The 22,347-nt window shown below is 62.0% G+C and carries 22 protein-coding genes and 1 pseudogene; 9 read left to right on the top strand and 14 right to left on the bottom strand.

The features are described from left to right. Window positions 1–58: 58 nt before the first annotated feature. From ACESNB_RS04670 to rpmB, 7 genes and pseudogenes are all read right to left on the bottom strand, one after another. Window positions 59–606, bottom strand: a pseudogene (locus ACESNB_RS04670) (sterol desaturase family protein). Between the two features lie 411 nt (window positions 607–1,017). Continuing rightward, the gene (locus ACESNB_RS04665) at window positions 1,018–1,689 is read right to left on the bottom strand and encodes a dienelactone hydrolase family protein (protein ID WP_373004552.1); all 672 of its coding nucleotides are present in this window, start codon (window positions 1,687–1,689) and stop codon (window positions 1,018–1,020) included. Between the two features lie 10 nt (window positions 1,690–1,699). Next, window positions 1,700–2,683, bottom strand: coding sequence for a cobaltochelatase subunit CobS (cobS, locus tag ACESNB_RS04660; protein ID WP_373004548.1), 984 nt, complete (start codon window positions 2,681–2,683; stop codon window positions 1,700–1,702). Window positions 2,684–2,793: 110 nt separating this feature from the next. After that, a complete protein-coding gene (locus ACESNB_RS04655) occupies window positions 2,794–4,455 on the bottom strand; it encodes an amidohydrolase (RefSeq protein ID WP_373004545.1) in 1,662 nt (553 codons plus the stop codon). A gap of 61 nt (window positions 4,456–4,516) precedes the next feature. After that, on the bottom strand, window positions 4,517–4,729 hold the full coding sequence (locus tag ACESNB_RS04650) for a helix-turn-helix transcriptional regulator (RefSeq protein ID WP_373004542.1): 213 nt from the start codon (window positions 4,727–4,729) through the stop codon (window positions 4,517–4,519). Between the two features lie 3 nt (window positions 4,730–4,732). Further along, entirely contained in the window at window positions 4,733–5,206 is a 474-nt protein-coding gene (locus tag ACESNB_RS04645; RefSeq protein ID WP_373004539.1) for a hypothetical protein, read from the bottom strand. A gap of 162 nt (window positions 5,207–5,368) precedes the next feature. Next, on the bottom strand, window positions 5,369–5,665 hold the full coding sequence (rpmB, locus tag ACESNB_RS04640) for a 50S ribosomal protein L28 (RefSeq protein WP_373004536.1): 297 nt from the start codon (window positions 5,663–5,665) through the stop codon (window positions 5,369–5,371). 198 nt (window positions 5,666–5,863) lie between these two features. Between rpmB and ACESNB_RS04635 the strand changes: the two genes are divergently transcribed. Continuing rightward, window positions 5,864–6,808 carry a DUF3108 domain-containing protein gene (locus tag ACESNB_RS04635; protein ID WP_373004533.1) on the top strand — a complete coding sequence of 315 codons (945 nt, stop codon included), beginning with the start codon at window positions 5,864–5,866 and terminating at the stop codon, window positions 6,806–6,808. A 1-nt stretch (window position 6,809) separates the two neighbouring features. On the opposite strand, the gene ACESNB_RS04630 is transcribed toward ACESNB_RS04635, so the two are convergent. After that, complete coding sequence (locus ACESNB_RS04630; protein ID WP_373004530.1) at window positions 6,810–7,835, bottom strand: RluA family pseudouridine synthase; 1,026 nt, start codon at window positions 7,833–7,835, stop codon at window positions 6,810–6,812. An 89-nt stretch (window positions 7,836–7,924) separates the two neighbouring features. Here ACESNB_RS04630 and ACESNB_RS04625 point away from each other — a divergent pair, with 89 nt between their 5' ends. Then, window positions 7,925–9,634, top strand: coding sequence for an alkaline phosphatase (locus ACESNB_RS04625; protein WP_373004527.1), 1,710 nt, complete (start codon window positions 7,925–7,927; stop codon window positions 9,632–9,634). Window positions 9,635–9,640: 6 nt separating this feature from the next. Here ACESNB_RS04625 and ACESNB_RS04620 read toward each other — a convergent pair whose 3' ends face one another. The 4 genes from ACESNB_RS04620 to ACESNB_RS04605 form a co-directional block, all read right to left on the bottom strand. Then, entirely contained in the window at window positions 9,641–10,399 is a 759-nt protein-coding gene (locus tag ACESNB_RS04620; protein WP_373004524.1) for an SDR family NAD(P)-dependent oxidoreductase, read from the bottom strand. Between the two features lie 5 nt (window positions 10,400–10,404). Next, entirely contained in the window at window positions 10,405–10,731 is a 327-nt protein-coding gene (locus ACESNB_RS04615; RefSeq protein WP_373004521.1) for a hypothetical protein, read from the bottom strand. Window positions 10,732–10,803: 72 nt separating this feature from the next. Next, window positions 10,804–10,971, bottom strand: a complete 168-nt coding sequence (locus tag ACESNB_RS04610) for a DUF465 domain-containing protein (RefSeq protein WP_340692325.1) — start codon at window positions 10,969–10,971, stop codon at window positions 10,804–10,806. Between the two features lie 114 nt (window positions 10,972–11,085). Then, window positions 11,086–11,772, bottom strand: a complete 687-nt coding sequence (locus ACESNB_RS04605) for a diguanylate cyclase (RefSeq protein WP_373004518.1) — start codon at window positions 11,770–11,772, stop codon at window positions 11,086–11,088. Between the two features lie 143 nt (window positions 11,773–11,915). On the opposite strand from ACESNB_RS04605, the gene purE reads away from it, so the two are divergent. From purE to ACESNB_RS04570, 7 genes are all read left to right on the top strand, one after another. Then, a complete protein-coding gene (gene purE / locus ACESNB_RS04600) occupies window positions 11,916–12,404 on the top strand; it encodes a 5-(carboxyamino)imidazole ribonucleotide mutase (protein WP_373004515.1) in 489 nt (162 codons plus the stop codon). Next, a complete protein-coding gene (locus tag ACESNB_RS04595; RefSeq protein ID WP_373004512.1) occupies window positions 12,401–13,480 on the top strand; it encodes a 5-(carboxyamino)imidazole ribonucleotide synthase in 1,080 nt (359 codons plus the stop codon). The genes purE and ACESNB_RS04595 overlap by 4 nt, the downstream gene beginning before the upstream one ends. Before the next feature lie 4 nt (window positions 13,481–13,484). Beyond that, window positions 13,485–14,240 (top strand): creatininase family protein, encoded by a 756-nt coding sequence (locus ACESNB_RS04590; protein WP_373004509.1) that lies wholly within the window; start codon window positions 13,485–13,487, stop codon window positions 14,238–14,240. Window positions 14,241–14,332: 92 nt separating this feature from the next. Further along, entirely contained in the window at window positions 14,333–15,064 is a 732-nt protein-coding gene (locus ACESNB_RS04585; RefSeq protein WP_373004600.1) for an ABC transporter ATP-binding protein, read from the top strand. Then, window positions 15,061–15,819 carry an ABC transporter permease subunit gene (locus ACESNB_RS04580; RefSeq protein ID WP_373004507.1) on the top strand — a complete coding sequence of 253 codons (759 nt, stop codon included), beginning with the start codon at window positions 15,061–15,063 and terminating at the stop codon, window positions 15,817–15,819. The genes ACESNB_RS04585 and ACESNB_RS04580 overlap by 4 nt, the downstream gene beginning before the upstream one ends. Window positions 15,820–15,822: 3 nt before the next feature. After that, on the top strand, window positions 15,823–17,721 hold the full coding sequence (locus tag ACESNB_RS04575; RefSeq protein ID WP_373004504.1) for a Gldg family protein: 1,899 nt from the start codon (window positions 15,823–15,825) through the stop codon (window positions 17,719–17,721). Further along, window positions 17,718–18,767, top strand: a complete 1,050-nt coding sequence (locus ACESNB_RS04570; protein ID WP_373004502.1) for a DUF4340 domain-containing protein — start codon at window positions 17,718–17,720, stop codon at window positions 18,765–18,767. Before ACESNB_RS04575 ends, ACESNB_RS04570 begins: the two co-directional genes overlap by 4 nt. Window positions 18,768–18,770: 3 nt before the next feature. Here the strand turns inward: ACESNB_RS04570 and ACESNB_RS04565 are convergent, their stop codons facing one another. Continuing rightward, window positions 18,771–19,445, bottom strand: a complete 675-nt coding sequence (locus ACESNB_RS04565; protein WP_373004498.1) for a DUF1223 domain-containing protein — start codon at window positions 19,443–19,445, stop codon at window positions 18,771–18,773. Between the two features lie 123 nt (window positions 19,446–19,568). Then, window positions 19,569–22,256 carry an aconitate hydratase AcnA gene (gene acnA / locus ACESNB_RS04560; RefSeq protein WP_373004495.1) on the bottom strand — a complete coding sequence of 896 codons (2,688 nt, stop codon included), beginning with the start codon at window positions 22,254–22,256 and terminating at the stop codon, window positions 19,569–19,571. Between the last annotated feature and the right edge of the window lie 91 nt (window positions 22,257–22,347).

Below are 22,347 nucleotides of genomic sequence, written 5' to 3'. Positions count from 1 at the left end.
ACGATCACTTAGCGCGCGGGATCGCGTTTGCGAAGAGGGATGCCGGGTTGCCGCCGCGCTAGTCCGGGCGAAGGGCGCTTCCCGGCTGCTCGCGAGGTGGGATGCGGCCCACACGTCCGGCGCCCAGTTCGCGCACGAGCCTGACCCATTCCCGAAATGGAAACACAAGCAATTTCAATGCATGGTCACCCGGGCTGCCGACAAACCCCGTCGCGATCGTTTTGGCCGGGCCGGGCATGTAATAGGTCCCGAAAGCGAGGTCGATAAAGGGAAAGAAGAGCGCGAAATTCTTGTTGTAGGCATCGTCCCGGTCGACATGGTGCCAGGGGTGAAAGCGCGGGCCGGCGATGATGTAGCGCAGCGGGCCGTGCGACCAGTCCAAATTGGAATGGACGTAGTATTGGTGTGCCTCGCGCAGCAAACCCAGGAACACCACGTCATTGATCGACAAGCCGCAAAGTAAGCGGCGATCGCGCCGGTTGGAACAAGCAGGACCCATTCAAGGATGTCTGCGCGATTTGCCGACAGTAAATGCAATTCCGTATCGGAAGGGTGAACGGCGTGCATCGGCCAAAGCCAGGCATTGAAATGTGACAGCCGGTGCATGGCATAATTTGCCAGATCAAAAATCAGCAGCGCCATCAGTGCCCGCACGAGCCACGGGGCGTCTTGCCAAACCTGCGCTGGCACGTGGGGCAGGTGCTTCAGCAGGTTGAGCAGAAATGCCGTCGCCGCGAGCGGAATGACGAGTGCAGCCATATTGAAGGCGACGATCGCAAGGTTGACGGCCCCGCTATGCCGCAGGGAATCGTTCCAGTCCAATGCATCGCGCCCGGCTTTGAACCAGGCCAGAACCGTAACCACCGCGAAAAAGCACAATATGAATTGTGCCTTTTCGGACAACAGGATCATTACGGAGTGAGCATATTCGGACATATGTCTGCATCGCACAGCTGCGTGAAATCCGGGTTAACCCAACCAGCGACTATTTTTGATCGAAATGCACATTCACCGCGTTCAGCGGATAAGCGCCTTGTCAAAAAGTTCGAGCGTCCGCTGGAATGCCAGGGCATCTGCCGGTCGATTGTAATCGTCCGAGCCTTGCCGGGCAAAGCCATGGCCAGCATCATAGACATGGACCGGAACATCGTGGCGCGCCGCAATGAAGGCATCGACGCCGTCCATTGGAATGTGCGCGTCATGGCGACCGAAATGCGCGATGGACGGGCAGTTTGGCGCGGCGGCCTTGAACGCGGGCAGAAGGCTGCCGTAATAGGTCGCCGATGCCGCAAGCCCGCGTAACCGGCAAGCCGCAATATAGGCAATCGACCCGCCATAGCAAAAGCCGGTGATGAAGACCGGCCGCTCCAGCGCATCCACGCACGCGCCGATGTCCGACATGGCCGCGTCCAGCCCGTTGGCGCGGGCATAGCCGCCGCCCTCCGCGAGGGCTTCCGGCGAATGGTCTTCACGCGCAAACCCTGGTTGCTGCCGATCAAACATCGAAGGCAAAAGCACTTCATAGCCTTGAGCGGCAAAGCGGTTCGCCGCATCGATCATGAAGGAATTGATGCCGAAGATTTCCTGCACGAGGATCAGGCCGCCCTTGCGCGCCCCCTTCGGTTCGACGCGTACGGCGCCAAACTCAAAGCCGTCACGGCTTTTCAGGGTCAGGCTGGTTACAGTCATATCGTCCGTCTCAGGCAACCTTCACCATGAGGGCGCTTTCCGGCAGTTCCTCGGCGAAGCACCGTTGGTACATTTCAGCGACCAGCGGACGCTCGAGTTCATCGCACTTGTTGAGGAACGTCATGCGGAATGCGTGGCCGAGATTGTCGAAGATAGCAAAATTCTCCGCCCATGTAATCACCGTCCGCGGACTCATGACGGTGGAGAGATCGCCGGCCATGAAGGCGTTGCGAGTGAGATCAGCCAGGGTCACCATCTTGGACAGCGTGTCATCATCGACGCCGGTGGCCTTGGATTTCACGATTTCGACCTCGGCATCGTGTTCAAGGTAGTTCAGCGTGGTGACGATGCTCCAACGGTCCATCTGGCCCTGGTTGAGCTGCTGCGTGCCGTGATAGAGGCCTGTCGTGTCGCCAAGGCCGACCGTGTTCGTTGTCGCAAACAGGCGGAAATACGGGTTTGGCGCGATAACGCGGTTTTGGTCGAGCAGGGTCAGCTTGCCGCTGGCCTCAAGCACGCGCTGGATGACGAACATCACGTCCGGGCGACCGGCATCGTATTCGTCGAAACAGATGGCAACCTGGCGCTGAAGCGCCCATGGCAGGATGCCTTCGCGGAATTCGGTTATCTGCTTGCCGTCCTTCAGGACGATCGCATCCTTGCCGACCATGTCGATCCGGCTGACATGGCTGTCGAGGTTGACCCGGATCATCGGCCAGTTGAGGCGCGCCGCGATCTGCTCAATATGGGTCGACTTGCCTGTGCCGTGATAGCCTTGGACCATGACACGGCGATTATGCTCAAAGCCGGCGAGGACCGCCATCGTGGTCTGGGGATCGAACCGGTAGGCCGGGTCGATCTCAGGCACATATTGGGTGCGCTTCTTGAAGCCGTGCACGGTCATTGTCGTGTCGAGGCCGAAAACCTTCTTCACGTTGATCTTCTCGGTCGGCTTCATGCCCTCAAGGGCATCGGTATCGCTCATTACAGTCATGGAGTTCTGTCTCGTCGGGGAGGATTTATCTTTTCAAACTAGGTTCTAGCACGCGAAGCGCTAACGCCTAGTGCGACGTAGGGTAAAACTGAGGCCGGACAACAGGGGCGTCAGTCGGCCCGGGGCCAGACAATTTCGCCGCCGATCATCGTCATGACAGGTTTGGCTTCGAGGATTTCGGCTTCGGGCACCGTCAACAGGTCGCGATCAAAGACGGTGAAATCGGCGAGTTTCCCCGGTTCGATGGTGCCGAGGTCGTCTTCCTCGAAGGCGGCATAGGCCGCAGCGGAGGTGAAGAGGGCGAGCGCCTCTTCACGGGTCAGGGCCTGTTCAGGGTGCCAGCCCGGGCCGGATTCGCCTTTGAGACTCTTGCGGGAAACAGCCGCGTAGAACTCGATCAGAGGCGAGCCGACTTCGACCGGCGCATCCGAGCCGCCCACGACGACGGCACCGCTGTCGATCAGGCTGCGCCATGCATAGGCACCGGCGAGACGGTCCATGCCGAGGCGGGCCGGTGCGAAGAAAAGGTCACCAATCGCGTGCGAAGGCTGCATCGAAGCTATGAGGCCGTCGGCACCGACGCGGATAATGTCTTCGGGCGCAAAAATCTGGGCATGTTCGATGCGCCAGCGATGCGCGGCGTCATAACCGCCGGCCTCGACGGCCTCGAGTATGCGGCGATTGGCGAGGTCTCCGATCGCATGGATGGCAAGCTGGACACCTCCTGCATCGGCCCGGGCCATGACCGCCGCCAGGTCTTCCTGGCTCATCATGGCAAGGCCTGACGTGTCCAGGCGGTCGCTATAGGGTTCGATCAGCAGGGCGCCCCGGCTGCCAAGAGCGCCGTCCATGTAGATTTTCACGGTGCGATTGGTGATCGTGTCGGTTTCCATTTCGCGACCTGCGGCGATGTCGAAGCCGTCTTCGCCGAGCGCATTGTAGAGCCGGATCGGCAGGCGGCCCAGCGCGTCGAGCTCTGCCATGAGGGGAATTTCCTCAGGCGCAACGCTCATATTGTGCCCGCCCGTCCAGCCGCGCGAAGCGTAGAGTTTCGCGCCGGTCTCAAGCGCGATCTTGAGCCCTTCGGCGTCGGGCACCGTGACCAGCGGGGCGACGAGGTCCATCGCATTGTCGATAAGCAGGCCGTTCGCCGCGCCATCGGCATTGCGCTCAATGCGCCCGCCGTCGGGATCGGGCGTATCCTTCGTAATCCCCGCAGCGGCCAAAGTGGCGGAATTGACCACCATGGCGTGGCCATCCGAGCGCACGAGGATGATCTTGTGGTCGAGGCTGACGGCATCGAGGTCTGCAGCCGTGGGCATGCGGCCCTCGGGCCAGCCGGTTTCGATCCAGCCACGTCCAAAGACGACAGAGCCCGGCGCCTTGTCCTGCAGCTCTGTTTCAAGTCGCGTGACCAGTTCGGCAACAGATGCCGTGCCTTCGAGATTGAGCGTCAATTCGCGCTGGCCGACGCCAAGCAAGTGGACATGGGAATCGGTAAAGCCGGGGAACATGACCGCGCCCTTGAGATCGATCAGGTTGACCTCATCCTCGCTCCAGTCAGCCGACGTGGGTGGGACCGTGGCCTGGATGCGCCCGTCCGGACCGACGATAACGGCCTCGACCGTCGGCTGGTCCGGATTTCCGGTATAGATCGTGCCGCCGGTGATGACGGTGATCGCTGGGGCGGTGACAGCCTCCGGCGCGGGGGCGGCAGGGGCGCCGCAGGCGGCCAGCAGGAGGGTGGCAAGGGCGAGGCAGGGGTTGCGCATGGGGGCGGCCTTACGGTCAGGGCGTGGGATGCCCCGACCTGAAAGCTCCGTTGCCATGGTGTCAAGGTTCGAAGGAGTAGACGTCCTCGAACGGTACGCCGAATGCGCGCGCAATACGGAAGGCCAGCTCGAGCGACGGCGCGTACTTTTCCTGCTCGATGGCGATGATGGTCTGGCGCGTGGCGCCGACCATTTCAGCGAGCTGTGATTGCGTCAGGCCGCCTTCGCCCGTGCGCAGTTGCCTGATGCGATTGCGAACCTTTCCCTTGGCCATAACCTAGAGCCTGTAGAGCACGAGCGTGGCGATCATCTTCACGATGTGCGCGGCAAACAGAAGCGCCAGAAGGCTGAAGATCAGCCCGCTGGTCGATACGATGGCCAGCGGCGTGAAGAGCGGACTCGGATAGGCTTCCTGCAGGATGAGTTGGAGGACCAGCACATTGACAACTGCGATGAGGAACCAGTGCGAGATGAGCTCGGCGCGGCGCGCAATCATCTGGTCTCGCTCGTCCTCAACGCTGGCGCTGGCCGCAGCCGCGCCGTTCAGCATGGTCTCGCCGATGGTGGAACCGGCCGTCACGACGATCTCGCCGACAATCATGCCGATTGTGGCGATGACATAAGTGCTGAGCATATGACTGGCCGGCACGTCCACGACCTGCCAGCCGTCAAGGAACCGCATCTGGATGAACCAGACGACGATGCCGGCAATGATGAGCGATCCGAAGGCGCGAATTTCTGAACGGGACATGTTCTTTTCTTTCCCAGTTATGTAAGATATGTTTTACATAGGGGAGGGGTAAGGACGTGTCAAATATGTTTGACTGTTTTATCTGACCAGAAAAATTGCGCGCAAACAAAAACGCGCCCCCCGAGGGGGCGCGTTTTTACGTTTGCCGATGCCCGGAGGCGATCAGGCTTCGACAGCGGCGACCGCTTTCTTGGCGATGCTGCGCTTGATCTTCAGCGCCTTGGACGAAAGCTTGTCGTCCTTGGCCTTGGCCAGGAAGCCGTCGAGGCCGCCGAGCTTGTCCACGGTGCGCAGGGCTTTGGCCGCGATGCGCATCTTGAATTTCTGCTCAAGGGCTTCGGAATGAAGCGTCACGTCGATCAAGTTCGGCAGGAACCGGCGCTTGGTCTTGTGCTGGGAGTGGCTGACCAGGTGGCCAACGATCGGCTTGGTGCCGGTAAGTTCACATTCGCGGGACATGGGCCTCGCTCCGATTGCATGTTCAGGGTTATCTCGAAGGCGCGTCGTTACAAGGCAGGAGGCTATCCTGTCAACTCCGAAGCGACAGGCTGGCGTACAGTTTTACAGCCCCGTGTCATTCCCTGTCGTGATTATTGACTGCAACCACCTGGTTGATTGGGGCATTATAGGGGCAATCTTGTTCAGGCGCCGTTGGCGATGCCCCGTTATAAAGGGGTGATGGGAACCAGTTCCGAAGGATTTTACCTGATGAAACGCGCTATACTGCTTGCTTCCGGACTTGGCCTCGCTGTGGCGGGCCTCGCCGTTGCTGACACGGCGAGCCGTAACAGCACAGCCACGCCTGCGCTGCTGGCGAATGTGAAGGCCGGCACGCCGACACGCATGATCTATGAACTGGAAGCGAAAGCCTATGTCCTGTTCATTCCTGCCACCGGCCGGGCGAGCTTCGATGTCGCGATGCAGCCGGACAATTACCTGATCAATTCACGGGTCAAGGTGACCGGCATCGCCGACTGGTTCGTGAATTATGACATGGTGCTGCAGGCGTCGGGCTATACACGCGGCGACGCGCTGAAGACCTATTCCTATGTCTCGCAAAACCGCGACGGGAAGAAAAACCGCAAGGTGAACCTCACGATCGGGCCGGACAGTTTCAAGATGAAAGCCTTGCCGCAATTCGGGAACCTCGGCGATCCGGCTGCAACGACGCAGCAGGTATTGAACACGAATGACCCGATCACGGCACTGATCACGTTTGCCCTGGAGCCGCGGGCGCCGGGCGCCGACCCGTGCGGCGGGCCGATCCGCATCTTTGACGGACGCCAGCTGACCTACCTGCACCTCAAGAATGCCGGCAAGAAACACGTGAAGACCGACGCCTGGTCGGGCGACGCCATTGAATGCCATGTCACGATGGAAAAAGTGGCCGGCTACAAGAAGGGCGAGTCCAACAAGGACAATCTGTCAGGCATCGACGGGCCGCTGCGCATGTGGCTGGCCCCGCTCGAGAACGGCGTGACGGTGCCGGTGAAAATCCAGGCCGACACTGACAAGATCGGCAAGATCACGCTGCAGGCAAGCAAGCTGCGGTTTGAACCCATCGTGATGGAAGAAGCGGCGGCGACGCCAGGCGGCGGCTGACCTAGCCGCGATCGTCCTGAGGCAACAGGCGCAAGGCCGCCAGCAGCCCGGCCATGTCATCCGGCATCGGGGCTTCGAAATGGAGCGTCTCGCCGGTGACCGGATGGACGAACCCCAGCACCGCAGCATGCAGCGCCTGGCGTTCGAACGCGCGGGCCGCTGCTTTCGCGGCGTCAAACTTCTTGCCCGACCCCCAGGCCGTGATCCCTTTTGACCGGCCATAGACCGGATCGCCGATCAGGCTGGCGCCGACATGGCTCATATGGACGCGGATCTGGTGCGTGCGGCCGGTTTCCAGCGTGCACTTGATGAGGGCGGCGGCGGGCAGGCCGGTGCCCTTGTCGCGCAGGCCAAAGGTTTCGAGCGCCTTGTAATGGGTGATCGCCTGCCGTCCGTGCGTGCCGTCCGGATTGCGGACCACGGCCATTTTCTTGCGGTCGCCGGATGAGCGCGCAATCTGTTCGTCAATCGTGCCGGCGAGGGGGCGGGGCGCGCCGCGTGTCAGGGCGAGATAGGCGCGCTCGATATCGTGTTCAGCAAACAGATTGGAAAGGCCGACATGGGCGGCCTCGGTCTTGGCGGCGACCATGACGCCGGTCGTCAGCTTGTCGAGCCGGTGGACAATGCCGGGCCGCTCAACGCCGCCAATGCCGGGCAGTTGCCCTTCGCAATGGTGCAGCAAGGCGTTGACCAGCGTACCGTCCCAGCTGCCGGGCGCCGGGTGCGCGGCCATGCCGGACGGCTTGTTGATGATGATCAGGTGTTCGTCCTCGAAAAGGATATCGAGCGGAATGTCTTCCGGTTGCGGCACCGCTGCCACGGGATCGGGCAGGGCCAATACATAGACGCTGCCGACGACGACCGCCTTGCGAGGATCATCGGTTGCTGCACCGTCGATCGTCACGGCGCCTTCCTTGATGAGCGCCTTGGCACGGGAGCGCGACAGGGTACCCGCCTGGTCAGCGAGAAAGCTGTCGAGGCGAAGGCCTGCGTCTGCAGGGCGGGCAGTGAGTGTGATCTTTTCCATTATCCGGCCTTATAGACGTGAACTGGTCTCCGCGTCATGGTGTTGTCGTAGTCGCGACATATAAGCGGCGCGAAACCACGGAGGATATCATGAGCGCAGTTACCAGACGCGGCCTGCTTGGCGCCGCCGCCACCGGAGCCCTTAGCCTTGCGGCGTGTGCGGCGCCAGCCACCAAGACACTGGCCCCGGCCGCACCCGCTTATGATGGCGCGGTCGAATTCGGCCACGGTGTCGCCTCGGGTGACCCGCTGCCGACAAAAGTGATCCTCTGGACACGTGTGACGCTGACGACCGGCACAGGCCCGATCCCCGTCCGCTATGACGTGTATGGCGAGAGCGATGGCGCAACACCGCTGCTCTCGGGACTGGTGACCGCAGACGCCTCGCACGATTATTGCGTCAAGGTCGACGTGAAAGGCCTCAGCCCGGCGACCGCCTATCTATATCGCTTCACGGCCCTGACCAGCGCGGGCGAAGTGGCCTCGCCGGTCGGTCGCACACGCACGACCGCCGCCTCGGGCAATGCGCCGGTGAAACTGGGCGTCGCTTCCTGCGCCAACTGGCAGTTCGGCCAGTTCAACGCCTACAAGGCGTTGGCCGCCGAGCCGGACCTCGACGCGATCGTGTTCCTTGGCGACTACCTCTATGAATACGGCATTGACGGCTATGGCGCTGAAACCGCGCAAGCCCTTGGCCGGCTTCATGATCCGATCACCGAGATTGTGACCCTCGGTGATTACAGGATGCGCCACGCACAATACAAATCGGACCCCGATCTCCAAGCGGCGCATGCCGCTGCGCCCTGGATTTGCACATGGGACGATCATGAGAGCGCGAATGACAGCTACCGGACCGGTGCTGAAAACCACAATCGGGAACAGGGCGAAGGCGACTGGTCGGACCGCAAGCAGGCTGCATTGCAGGCCTATTTCGAATGGATGCCGATGCGCGAGCCGGAGTCCGGAGATATCACGTCAGCCGTCTGGCGCAGCTTCAGTTTCGGCAACGTGGCCACGATCTACGCGGCCGAAACGCGCCTGACGGGCCGCTCGCCCAGCATCGGATGGTCCGATGTGATCAGCGGCACCACCGACCCCGACGAAGTTGCCACGCAGGCCATGGCACACATGGCCGTCATGAATGATCCGGCCCGCACGATGATGGGGGCTGCGCAGGAAGCCTGGCTTGGCGAAACCATGATCAAATCGGTTCAGGCCGGGAAGACCTGGCAGGTTCTGGCCAACCAGGTGGTGATGGCGCGGGTCGCGATGCCAAAACTTCAGGAGACGCTGACGCCTGAACAGATCTCCGATCTCGACCATCCGTTCGTGCGATCCATGATCGGTTTCTCGGCGCTTGGCCTGCCGATGAATCTCGATGCCTGGGATGGGTACCCCGCCGCCCGCGAACGGCTGTATGACAGCGTTCAGGCGGCAGGCGGGCGTCTCGTTACCCTGGCTGGCGACACCCACACGGCATGGGCCAATACGCTCTATGATTCTGAGGGCGCCCGGGTCGGCGTGGAGTTCGGTTGCACCTCGATCACGTCACCGGGAACAGGCAGCTATCTCCCCAACGTGCCGGATCTTGGGAAGCAGTTCGCAGACGCCAATACGGAAGTCGAATGGCATGATCCGTTCGGCCATGGCTATACGGTCGTCACGCTGACGCCGGAACGGGTCAGCGGCGAATTCGTCAAAGTCTCGACCGTGCTTGAGCCAGATTACGCGGCAGAGCGCGTGGCCACCTATGCGGCCGTGGCGGAAGACAATGGCATGTCAGCGCTCAGCAAGGCCTGAGATCGTTTAGTCCAGCAGGCCTGCGAGGCACCTGCGGCCCCCATCAAGCCGCAGCGCCTCGCCTGTGATGAACGCGGCTTCCGGGGATGCCATAAACCGGCAGGCGTCTGCAATTTCGTCGGCCAGAGCCGTCCGGCCGAGCGGCGTGCGGCGCATCGTCCAGCTCTGGATGCGTTCCTCGCTGGGCCGCACGGCGACAATCGCGTTCACCCGGATCGAGAGATCGGCCAGTTCCACGGCCCCGGCGCGCATGACGCCCAGAACGCCGCCCTGCGAGATCGTCTCGGTGAACTGGCCCGGCATTGACGCAATCGCCGAATAAGAGAGCACGAACGTAATCGTGCCCTTCTGGCGCAGGCGTTCGACGCCAACGGTGGGAAGGTCTTCCTGTTCGGCGATGCGCTCGGCGAACACCTGAAGGGCGAGGGCCGTTCCCCGGATCGACTTGGCGATCGCCTTGTCGAACTTCTCCGTGGAAAAATCGAGCAATGTATCCGGCGCTTCAAGCTCGGGAATGATCACGGCATTGTCGATGCGGCCGAAGCCTTCGATGGCGGCTGTGAAGGCATTGCGCAGCCCGAGGCGGGTAAAAAGCTCGCCATGATGAAAGATCACGTCGTCGGGCACGGCATTGCGCGCGGTCGCGAGACGTTCGGCGCTCGGGTCGGCCGCCAAGACGCGGTGGCCGGTTTCGCTGAAACGGCGCGCGATGGCATCGCCGACTTCCCGGCCGAGGCCGAGTATGGCTGTGACGGGTACACCCATTTTGCCTAGTCTCCGGACGGATCGGCGGGCGCGGTCGTCACGCGGCGAGGGTTGCGAATGTCATCGCCGAGAATGGCAAGCCGGTCATTCAGGCGGTGCAGCGCGGCGAGGATTTCGCCAAGCAGCCGTACCGTCACGAAGAGGAAGACTACAGCGACAAAGCCGACAACCAGCTTCGTCAGTGCCACGAAAAGGTGGCCCTGAAACAGGGAAATGGACGCATTGAGAAGGACGAGAAGTCCAGCGGCCAACAGGGCAAGCCCGAGCATGGAGGTCGCCATCTTGACCGCGCCAAGTGTCATCGGTCGATCCTGGTCAAATATGTCTCTCATGGGTCGTCCTCCGCCCGTTGCCTGCACCAGTGCCCGGCACGCCGACGGAGGACTTGTTCCGCCTGTGCCGCGCTAGCTGGCCTCCAACCATCGCAGCTGTTCTTTAAGCTTCAGTTTCTGTCGCTTCAAATCCTTTAACTCAAGCGGATCTACCGAGGGGTGCTTCTGTGTCTCGGAGATTTTCTGGTCCAGCTGGCGGTGCTTGTTCGAAAGCTCACTGATCCGACCGTTGAGCGACATGGGCAGTCTCCTTTTGCGGTTAAGAATTTGTGTCCTTGATGCAACACTAAATCATAGAAGCGGGCCGACGTTAAGGGCACGACCGAAGGATTTCGCGAGTTTAATGAGAATGCGTCAGACGTGCAGCGGGCGCGCACATTTCCTGCGTGCTTTTTGGGCAAACATGTCCTGATCGCCCAGAGCGATCAAGGTGTCAGCCCCCTGTCCTTCCTGCCATTTCGCGATCCCGCAGGACGCGCCGATATGAACCGGCGCAACGTGTTCTGCGTCACCATTGCAGACGACGAGCTGGTCGATCAGCGTCGTAAGCTGCGCCGCCTTGGCGATTGTGTCGGCATGACTGGCCTGGGCAAGCACGACGCCGAATTCGTCACCTCCGAGCCGGCCGACAATGTCGGTTTCCCGTGTATTCTGCAGCAGGATGTCTGAAACGCGCATCAGGACGTCGTCTCCGGCGGCGTGGCCGAACGCGTCGTTGACCTTCTTGAAATGGTCGAGGTCGATGAAAATCAAGGACAGGGGCGTGCGGAACCGGTCGGCGAGCGCAATCTCGCGCCGGACTTCGCGCTCAAACGCCCGGCGGTTGAAAATTGGGCACAAGGCATCATTGTCGGCAAGCAGCTCGGCGTCGGAAAGTTCGATGCGCAAACGGGCCGCCTCGTTGCGCAGCGCGATCACTTCCTCGCTCAAGGCCTCCAACGCAGCCCGCTCACGCAAGCCTAGCGCGTCAAGATCGACACCGAGAATGTCGAGCAGAGCGCGGCGCTGATCCTGCGATACCTGATGGAATTCTTCCGTCATTGAGACAGGTTATACCCGAATTGACCGCAAGGGGAGACGGCAAGGTCATGAATTGCATATGCCGGACCCGATCAAGCGCCAGTTGACCGCAGGCGCGGCTTTCCTATGGTGCGCGCTTTCAGGCGGCGAGGATCCCGAAAGCCATGACCACATCTCCCAAAGTCGGCATCATTATGGGCAGCCAGTCCGACTGGCCGGTGATGCACCACGCCGTCTCGATCCTCGACGAGATGGGCATCGCGCATGAGGCGCGGATCGTCTCGGCGCATCGCACGCCCGACCGGCTGACCGAGTATGCCAGGTCGGCCAAGGGCAGGGGCCTGAAAGTGATCATTGCCGGGGCGGGCGGCGCCGCTCACCTGCCGGGCATGACAGCCGCCATGACGCCGCTGCCGGTGCTGGGCGTGCCGGTCCAGTCGAAAACCCTGTCGGGCCTCGATAGCCTGCTTTCGATCGTGCAAATGCCGCGCGGCATTCCAGTCGGCACGCTGGCCATCGGTGAGGCCGGTGCCGCGAATGCGGGTCTCCTGGCCGCCGCGATCATCGCGCTTGAGGACAAGCATGTGGCGGCGAAACTCGATGCCTATCGCGCGGCCCAAACGGACGCCGTGGCCCAGGCACCCGAGGGATGACAGCCTTGCCTCCTGGCGCGGTCATCGGAATCCTTGGCGGCGGACAATTGGGCCGGATGCTGGCCAATGCGGCCAGCCAGCTCGGCTTTGACGTGCATGTCTTCTGCCCGGAATCGGACGCGCCTGCTGCGCGTGTCGCCATGAAGCATTGGCAGGCCGACTATAGCGTCAGCGAAGCACTGACCGGCTTTGCCCGGGCCTGCGATGTCGTCACGCTGGAATTCGAAAACATCCCGGTCGGCGCGGTCGAGGCGATTGTCGCCACCGGCACGCCCCTTCACCCGGGCGCGAAATCGCTGGCCCTGTCTCAGGACCGGGCCGACGAGAAAGCCTTCTTGCAAAGCATCGGCATCGCCACGGCAGACTTTCGTATCATCGATGCCGAAGCCGATATTGCGCCCGCACTCGGCGCGCTCGGCGGCAAAGGCGTGCTCAAGACCCGGCGTGACGGCTATGACGGCAAAGGGCAGGCCTGGCTGAAGAACGAGGCCGACATTACCGTGGGGTGGGAAACCGTCGGGCGGGCACCCTGCGTGCTGGAAGCCGCAATCGCATTTCAGTGCGAAATTTCGGTCGTCGTTGCCCGGTCCAGCACGGGCGAGACGGCGAGTTGGGCACCGCCAAGAAATGTCCACGAAGATGGCATATTGGCGCGCTCGACTGTGCCGTCTGGCCTTGATCAGACGGTTGAGTCCGAAGCGCGCAGGCAGGCCGTGATGCTGGTCGATGCGCTGGGCCATGTCGGCGTGCTGACGCTTGAATTCTTTGTCATGGCGGATGGTCGCCTGATCGCCAATGAATTTGCCCCGCGGGTCCACAATTCCGGGCACTGGACGCCGGAAGCCTGTCAGACTGGCCAGTTCGAGCAGCATATCAGGGCGATCGCCGGGTGGAAGCTGGGCGACACGCATCGGCTTTTCGATGCGGAGATGATAAACTTGATCGGCAAGGCGGGTCTTATCGACCCGTCAAGCCTCGCCGCGAACGAAACGCTGACTCTCTATGGCAAGCGCGAGGCGCGTGCCGGCCGCAAGATGGGCCACATCACCCGCCGCGGCGGCCCCCGAAAGGACTGAATCCATGCTGCTTCCCGTATCGACCTGGCAGGACATCGAGCAATGGCTCACAGAATCGCGCACGATTGTCATTCCGATCGGTTCGATGGAACAGCACGGGCCGAACGGCTTCATCGGGACGGACGCGCTGTGCCCGGAAATCATCGCGCGCCACGCCGAGAGCCTTGCGCCGGATGACATGCTGGTCGGGCCGACCTTCAATGTCGGTTGCGCGCAGCACCATCTCGGCTTTCCCGGCACGATCACGCTGCGGCCATCGACCATGATTGCCGCCATGGCGGACTGGACCGAAAGCCTGATGCGGCACGGGTTCGAGCGGATCTACTGGTACAATGGCCATGGCGGGAACATTTCGACCATTGAGGCGGCCTTCAGCGAGATTCATGCGCGGCGAAGCTTCGATCCACGCGGCGAAGACAACCGGCCCGGCCTCAGCCTTAAGCGGCGCGACTGGTGGGACTTCCGGGACGTGATGGGCCTGTGCAACAAGCTCTATCCGGTCGGCCATGGCAGCCACGCAACAGCATCGGAAGTGTCGGTGACCTATTACGCCTATCCGGAGCGTGCACGACGAGAGGTCGAGATGAGCCCGAAAATCGCGCCAAACGGCAAGATTGGCGACGCCGTGCAGTATCGGCGCGACTTCCCCGATGGCCGGATCGGCTCTGATCCGACCCAGTCGAACGCAGCCGATGGCGAGAAGATTGTCGAGGCAGCAGCCCGGGCCATGATCGACGACGTGATGCGGTTTTCTGAATAAGCTGTAACGCGCGACCTCAGTTCAGACGCTGGCCAGAGGGTCAAAAGGACGGTATCAGAAGGGGATTCCAGAAAGGCGTGCGAACCGCATACATGCTCGACATTCAGAGGCTGGAAAAATCATTTGGCGCAAAGCACGCGGTGCGCGGCGTTTCCTTCCGCCTAGAGAAGGGAACCGTGCTCGGATTTCTCGGACCGAACGGCGCCGGCAAGTCGACCACGATGCGCATGATCGCCGGTGTGCTGGAACCGGATGGCGGCGACGCCCTGATCGACGGAAAATCCATCCTGACAGACCGACGCGAGGCCCAGCGCGCGCTCGGCTACCTGCCGGAAGGCGCGCCGCTTTACGAAGACATGACGCCGCCGGAATTCCTTGTCTTCATGGCCTCGGCGCGGGGCATGAAGGGCGCCGCGCGCAAGGACGGAGTCGAGCGGGCGATAGCCGATGCCCGCATTTCGACCGTCTGCGACCAGCGCATCGGCTCCCTGTCGAAAGGCTATCGGCGCCGCGTGGGCCTGGCAGGCGCCATCCTGCATGACCCGCCCGTCCTGCTGCTCGACGAGCCGACTGACGGCCTCGACCCGAACCAGAAACGCGCGGTACGGGCGCTGATCGCGCGCATGGCACCGAACAAGGCGATCCTGATCTCGACCCATACGCTGACGGAAGTGCCGGCCATGTGCACACGTGCCATCGTCATCGACCGGGGCATTGTCGTGGCTGACGACACACCGGGCGCCCTCGTCAAGCGATCCGAGGATGGCACGCTGGAAGGCGCCTTCATGCGACTGACAGATCAGGCCGAGGCTGAAACGGCATGATGGTCTGGCTGAAGGAGCAGTTCGGCGGCTTCACCGCAACCTATCGGCGCGAACTGGGCGCCTATTTCGCCACGCCGATGGCCTATGTGTTCCTGGCCGTGTTCCTCCTGGCGCTTGGCCTGTTTACCTGGGAGGCGTCGCGCTTTTTCGACACGGGGTCAGCCGACCTTGCCCCCTTCTTCGTCTGGCATCCCTGGCTGTACATGATTTTCCTGCCCGCGCTGGCCATGCGCCTCTGGGCGGACGAGCGCACCGCCGGAACGGACGAACTGCTCCTGTCGCTGCCACTCGGCATGCCGGGGCTCGTGCTCAGCAAACTGTTTGCTGCGTGGACGGTCGCCGGCGTCGGTCTCGCCCTGACGGCGCCAATGTGGGTGACGGTCAACGTGCTCGGCAGTCCCGACAATGCGGCCATTGCACTGACCTATATGGTCAGCTTCCTGATGGCAGGTGCGTATCTTTCTATCGGCGCTGCGGTTTCCGCGCTGACCGGCAGCCAGGTGACGGCCTTTGTCATCAGCGTTGTTATCGCCTTTGTTTTCACGGCGGCCGGCTGGCCGCTTGTCCTCTCCGGCGTGCAGTCAGTGTTTGGTACGAGCACGGCGGAACTCGTTGCGTCCTTTTCCTTCCTGACCCAGTTCGAGGGGGCCCAGCGCGGCGTGCTCGAATTGCGCGCCGTGGTGTTCTTCCTTGGCTTCACGGCCTTCTGGACGGTGCTGAACGGGCTCTGGGCCGCGCGACAGAGGCTTGGATAGACAATGAAGGCGAAACATTTCCTTCCCGCCGCAACGGCGCTGGCTGCCACTATCTTCGTGTCGGGAAACCTCGTCATCCAGCACGTCCTGTCAGGCGCGCGTGTCGATTTCACCGAGAACAATCTCTACACGCTGTCCAAAGGCACGAAGGACACGCTGGCAAGCGTGGCCGAGCCCGTTGAGGTCACGTTTGTCTACACCCGCGGTGTCGGCCAGGAGTATCCGGCGGTGCGGGCATACGCGGCGCGCGTGCGTGAATTGCTCGAATCGTATCGCAGCCAGTCTGGCGGACAGGTCATCGTTCACGAGATCGACCCGTCGCCCTTCTCGGAGGCCGAAGACGAGGCCCTGGCAGCGGGCATCACGGCGGTCGGCACGAACGGCACCGACCCTCTCTATTTCGGGATTATCGGACGTAATGCGGTCGATGACCAGCGGGTCATCCCCTTCCTAGCACCAGAGCGGGAGGTCACGCTGGAATACGACCTGACCCGGATGGTGGCGCGCCTAGATGACCCGGATCCGCCACGCGTCGGGATATTGTCTTCCCTGCCGGGCATGACCGCGCCGGGCGGTGAAGGCGGCTACACGCTGCTGGCCGATATCACCAAATCGTTCGACGTTGTTCGCATATCTGACGAGTTCCAGTCGCTGCCGGAAGACCTGGATGTGCTATTCGTCGCTCACCCGCCGGAACTGTCAGCGCGGCAGGAATGGCTGATCGACCAGTACATCCTGCGCCATGGCCGCGCCGTCATCATGGTCGACCCGGCGGCGAAAACCGCCATGGGAGGCGGCATGCTCGGCGCGTCCCGTGATCATCCCCGGTCTGACCTTGGCGCGCTCGGCAAGGCATGGGGCGTCACCCTGTCTGAGGACGCTGTGGCGGACGCCGCGAATGCGTTGCCTGTGCCAGTCGATACCGGCAATGGCCGCATGGAGGAACTCGCACACCCGCTGTTCATCGGCGCGCATGCGGCAGACATGAACGCGAACGACCTGGTGACGGCGGACCTGACGCGGAACGTGAATTTCGGTGCCCCCGGCGCATTACTTGCGGGCATCCTGCCAGATGGCGAAGTTTTCTCGCCGCTCATTTCAACCGGTCCAAGCCCGTCTTATATCGACGCCCGGGAAGCCGTGCGGGACATGACGCCCGGTGACGTATTGAAGTCCTACAAGACGTCGCCCCTACCTCTCGTCCTGGCCGCGCGCCTGTCGGGATCACTCACGACGGCCTTCCCTGCCGGTGCCCCGACTTTGGATGAACCCGCCGATCCCGGACTGGCCGAACTGGCGCGCGCCGAGGCCGCGAACGCCTTGCCGCACATTTCCAGGAGCGAGACAAATGCGGAGATCGTGCTGATCGCAGACGTCGATGTGCTGGCAGACGATTTCTACATCATTCCCGGCCGCGACGTGGTCGTAGCCGACAATGGCGCGCTTGTACTGAACGCGATCGATGCCCTGTCGGGCGGCGGGGAACTGTCTCGCCTCAGGTCGCGCGCACCGAGCCTGAGGCCGATGACGCGGATCGACCGGATGCGCGAAAACGCAGAGGCCAAATATTTCCGCCAACAGGCCGAACTCGAGAGCCGGCTCGCGACGGCGCAGTCCCGGCTGGAAGAATTGCAGGACATAAGCGCAACCGACGGCTTTTTCTCAGGCGACCTCGAAGCAGACCTGTCTCAAGACGAGCGGGCGGAACTTGCGAAGCTTCGCGCGGACATCGTCGAACTGCGCGAGCGGCTTCGCAGCATCGAGCGGGACTATCGGCGCGATATCGACCGGCTGGAAGGCATGCTTAAACTGATAAACATCTGGGGCGGGCCCCTCCTGATAGGACTAATCGGCTTGCTTGTATGGCGCCGCCAGACATTCCGGGAAGGTCGTGGCACATGACGGATGTTCCAGCCCAACGGCGCGTCCGGCGCCTGCAAGTGCTTGGCGCAGTTGCGGGGGCGCTCACCGTTCTGGCTGTCCTTGTCAGCCTCGGTGGGCAGGATTCCCCACAGAGCTCCGAGCGGATGGGAGATCGGGTCCTGCCGAATTTTTCAACCATACGCGCCGAAGCGAGCGAGATTCGGGTCACGCTGGCGGATGAAGCCTACAGCTTGGTCAACGGCCCGGATGGCTGGACACTTGGCGGAACTGACGGCTACCCCATTCGCGCCGACAGGCTGGCCGATCTAGCCGGCGGGCTTGAGACGCTGACCTGGGGCGAGGGGCGCACGCGCGACCCCGGCAAGATGAACCGTATCGGTCTCGGCGACCCGCGCGACGGCGGAACAGGTGCCCTGGTTGAAATTGTCAACGAGGCGGGCACCGTCACAGCCGCGCTGCTGACGGGCCGCAAGGGCGCGAACGTCTATGCACGCCTGCCCGGTGAGGCGCAGGCTTTCCGCGTCAATGGCGACCTTCCGCCGCTCTACAATCACGACGCCTGGCTTGATCTCGACATCATCGACATCCACGAGGATGCCGTGTCGGCCGTTCGCCTGCATGACGCCAGCGGCAACAGCCTCTACCTTCAGCGCTCGGTGGGCAGTAGCGAACGGAGTTTTCGCCCGGCCCCGCCGTATCAGGACTATCGCCTCGTCAGCCGTATCGCCGCCTCGACGCCCGCGCTTGCCCTCGCGCGACTCCAGCTGATCGGGGTAAAGCCCGCTGCCAAACTGACAACGCGGCTGGCGGCGCGCCACATCACGGAAACGCATGATGGGCTGGAAGTGGAGCTGAGGGCCTATCGCGAACCGGATGGCTATTTCGTCACACTGCGGGCGATCGAAGCGGGTGAAGGTGCCCAGCGTGGCAGCACGATCAACCAGAAGGCGGCCGGATGGGCGTTCGAAGTCACCGAATTCGACTGGAATGACTTTACGCCGTCCATCGCATCGATTGTGCGCCCGCCTCTACCCGATGAGACGGGCGCGCCGATCCAGCCCTGAGGCCTAGCGGCTGATATCCATCGCAGCGAGGACGCGGCCGAAGCCCGCTTCCTGGACAACGAGCGCGCATGTCGTCTTGCAGACAGACGGATCGATCTCGACACGTCCGCCGATCCATGGCCCGATCGAGGTCACATGCGTGACCGGATTGACCATGTTGGTCGGGTTTGCATCACCGTCGAGGTACTCAATCACAAAAATATCAGTGAGGTCGGTGACAGAACCCGTCAGTTCGATTTTCTTGCCCTTGCGTGCGAGGTGCGCCGGCGAAGGGTCGGCAGCGCTGACGCGCTTGAGCGCGGACTCGACCTGTGCCGGCTTGCTGCCCGGACATTGCTCAAGGCCGTTATACACGGTCTGCGGCGTGTAGGGTCCGCGCAGCCGGAACTTGTCGACATAAGCGCGCTGGCGATCCTTGGATTCGGCCATGGCCATCGGATCTTTTTCACCGAGATAGTCCCAGTAATCGACCGACCAGGTGAGTATCAACACGTCATCGCGCGTCGCGTCGACTTCCGTCATTGTGCGATGCGCCTTCGGACAGGCCCGGCAATTGTGCGAGGCAAAGAGCTCGACAAGAACAGGCGACGGTGCATCGACGGCCACGGGCTTCTGCGCGGCAGCCGGGAAGGCAGCCAGAGCAAAAAGTATCAGGAAAGGCAGTCGCGCATGCTTCATTACGGTCGCGTTATAGGCCCATGCGAAATCGCGTGACAATCACAGGGGTGTGAGGACTGCTAAAAAGCCCTCCGCGCCGAAACGCGAAGGGCTTTGATAATCGTGCGTCCTGCCGGTTTTTCCCTACAGGGCTTCGCGGGCAAGATTGCGCAGCACGTAGTGAAGAATGCCGCCATTGCGATAATAATCGAGCTCGTTTTCCGTATCGATACGAAGAGTCGTTTTTGCAATGAAGGTCGTGCCGTCTTCGCGCGTGATTTTCACGTCCATGGTCTGGCGGGGCTGGATGTCGGCAACGCCTTCGATCGAGACCTGTTCCTTGCCGGTAAGACCCAGGATTTCCGCGCTTTCACCCTCTGCGAACTCAAGTGGCAGAACACCCATGCCAATCAGGTTGGAGCGGTGGATCCGTTCGAAGCTGCCTGCGATCACGGCCCGCACACCCAGCAGGATCGTGCCCTTTGCGGCCCAGTCGCGCGACGAGCCATTGCCATAGAGGTCGCCCGCGAAGATCACCAGCGGCACATTTTCCTTCTGATAGCGCATAGCGGCATCATAGATCGCCATCTGCTCGCCATCCGGATAGTGGATGGTTACGCCGCCCTCGACGCCCGGCACCATCTGGTTCTTGATACGGATGTTGGCGAATGTGCCCCGCATCATGACCTGGTGGTTGCCGCGTCGCGAGCCGTAAGAATTGAAGTCCATGGCGCTGACCTGGTGGGCCTGAAGATATTCGCCAGCCGGGCTGGAAGCCTTGATCGAACCGGCCGGAGAAATATGGTCGGTCGTGATGGAATCGCCGAACAGGGCCAGCACACGGGCATTCTCGACATCGGTCGGTGCGTCGGGCTCAAGCCCCATGCCCTCAAAATAGGGCGGATTCTGAACATAGGTTGATCCGGGGGGCCAGCTATAGGTCTGCCCGCCAGACACTTCGATACCCTGCCAATGCTCGTCGCCCTTGAAGACGTCCGAATAGCGCGCAGCGAACATTTCCGGCGTCACGGCGACGGCCATCACTTCAGCAATCTCATGCGATGTCGGCCAGATATCCTTCAGATAAACATCATTGCCATCCTTGTCCTGACCCAGTGGGTCCGTTGTCAGGTTGATGCGCAGCGACCCGGCAATTGCATACGCGACAACCAGCGGCGGGGAGGCGAGATAGTTCGCCTTGATGTCGGGACCGATCCGTCCTTCAAAGTTGCGGTTGCCTGACAGGACCGAGCAGGAGACGAGATCGCCATCGGCAATCGCCTTGGCGAGCGGCGCATCGAGCGGGCCCGAGTTGCCGATACAGGTGGTGCAGCCGTAGCCCACGAGATTGAAGCCGAGCGCATTGAGGTCGTCCGACAGCCCAGCCTTGTCGAGATAATCCGTGACGACCTGACTGCCGGGGGCAAGTGAGGTCTTGACCCATGGCTTGCTTGTCAGTCCAAGCGCCGCCGCGTTGCGGGCCAACAGGCCAGCCGCCACCATGACACTGGGATTCGATGTGTTGGTGCACGACGTGATGGCCGCAATGAACACATCGCCATGGGTTACCGTATAGTCTTCGCCTTCAACGGCGATCGGCTCAGCCGCGTCTGCCAGCTTGCCGAATTCCTTGGTCATGGCATCCGCGAACGCCGTGTCGCCTTCAGACAGTAGCACACGGTCCTGCGGGCGTTTCGGGCCGGAGATCGATGGCACGACCGCGCCGAGATCAAGTTCGAGCGTGTCGGTGAAGACAGGCTCGGCCTGTTCGGGGCGCCAGTAGCCCTGGGCCTTGGCATACGCTTCCACCAGCGCCACGCGGTCGGCGTCGCGGCCAGTGTTCTTGAGGTATTTGACCGTATCGTCATCAACCGGAAAGAAGCCGCACGTCGCGCCATATTCCGGCGCCATGTTCGAGATCGTTGCCTCGTCTTCGAGCGTGAGGTTGGCAAGGCCGGGGCCGAAGAATTCGACGAATTTTCCGACGACGCCTTTTTTGCGCAGCATCTGGACAACCGTCAGCACGAGATCTGTCGCGGTGGCGCCTTCAGCCATCTTGCCGGTCAGCTTGAAGCCGATGACTTCAGGAATGAGCATTGAAACCGGCTGGCCCAGCATCGCGGCCTCGGCTTCGATACCGCCGACGCCCCAACCGAGCACAGCGAGGGCATTAATCATGGTCGTGTGGCTGTCGGTCCCGACACATGTGTCGGGATAGGCAACAGTTTCGCCAGCTTCCTCTTTCGTCCACACGGTCTGGCCGAGATATTCGAGGTTCACCTGGTGGCAAATGCCGGTGCCAGGAGGCACGACACGGAAATTCTTGAAGGCGGTCGAGCCCCAGCGCAGGAATTCATAGCGTTCCTGGTTGCGCTGGTATTCCATCTCGACATTCTTCTCGAAACTGCCGGCGCCAGCGAAACTGTCGACCATGACCGAGTGGTCGATCACGAGATCGACGGGCACCTGCGGGTTGATCGCTTCCGGCGATGCGCCAAGCTTCGCTGCGGCGTCGCGCATGGCAGCGAGGTCAACCACGGCCGGAACACCGGTGAAATCCTGCATCAGCACGCGCGCCGGGCGGTAGGCGATCTCGTGGCTGGTGGCACCCTTGTTGTCGAGCCAGGCCCTGAACGCGAGAATGTCGGCTTTGGTGACCGTCTTGCCATCTTCAAAGCGCAGCATGTTCTCCAGCAGCACTTTCAGCGAGGCTGGCAGGCGCGACACATCGCCAAGTCCGTTTTCAGAGGCTGCGGCGAGCGAATAATAAGTGTACGTCTTGCCAGCAGCGGTAAGCGTGCGTTTGGATTTGAAGCTGTCGAGAGACGACATGCGGGAGACCTCGCGTCTTGGAGTGATAGGTGGTGCCGCAGCGGTGCAGCGCGTTACCTTGTGTCATATAGGTGCTAAGGGCCTGATGCAA

The sequence above is a fragment of the Hyphomonas sp. genome (genome assembly GCF_041689225.1).
Lineage (GTDB): Bacteria > Pseudomonadota > Alphaproteobacteria > Caulobacterales > Hyphomonadaceae > Hyphomonas.
Note: the sequence above shows the minus strand (reverse complement) of the source record. Positions and strands in the feature narration are given on the sequence as shown.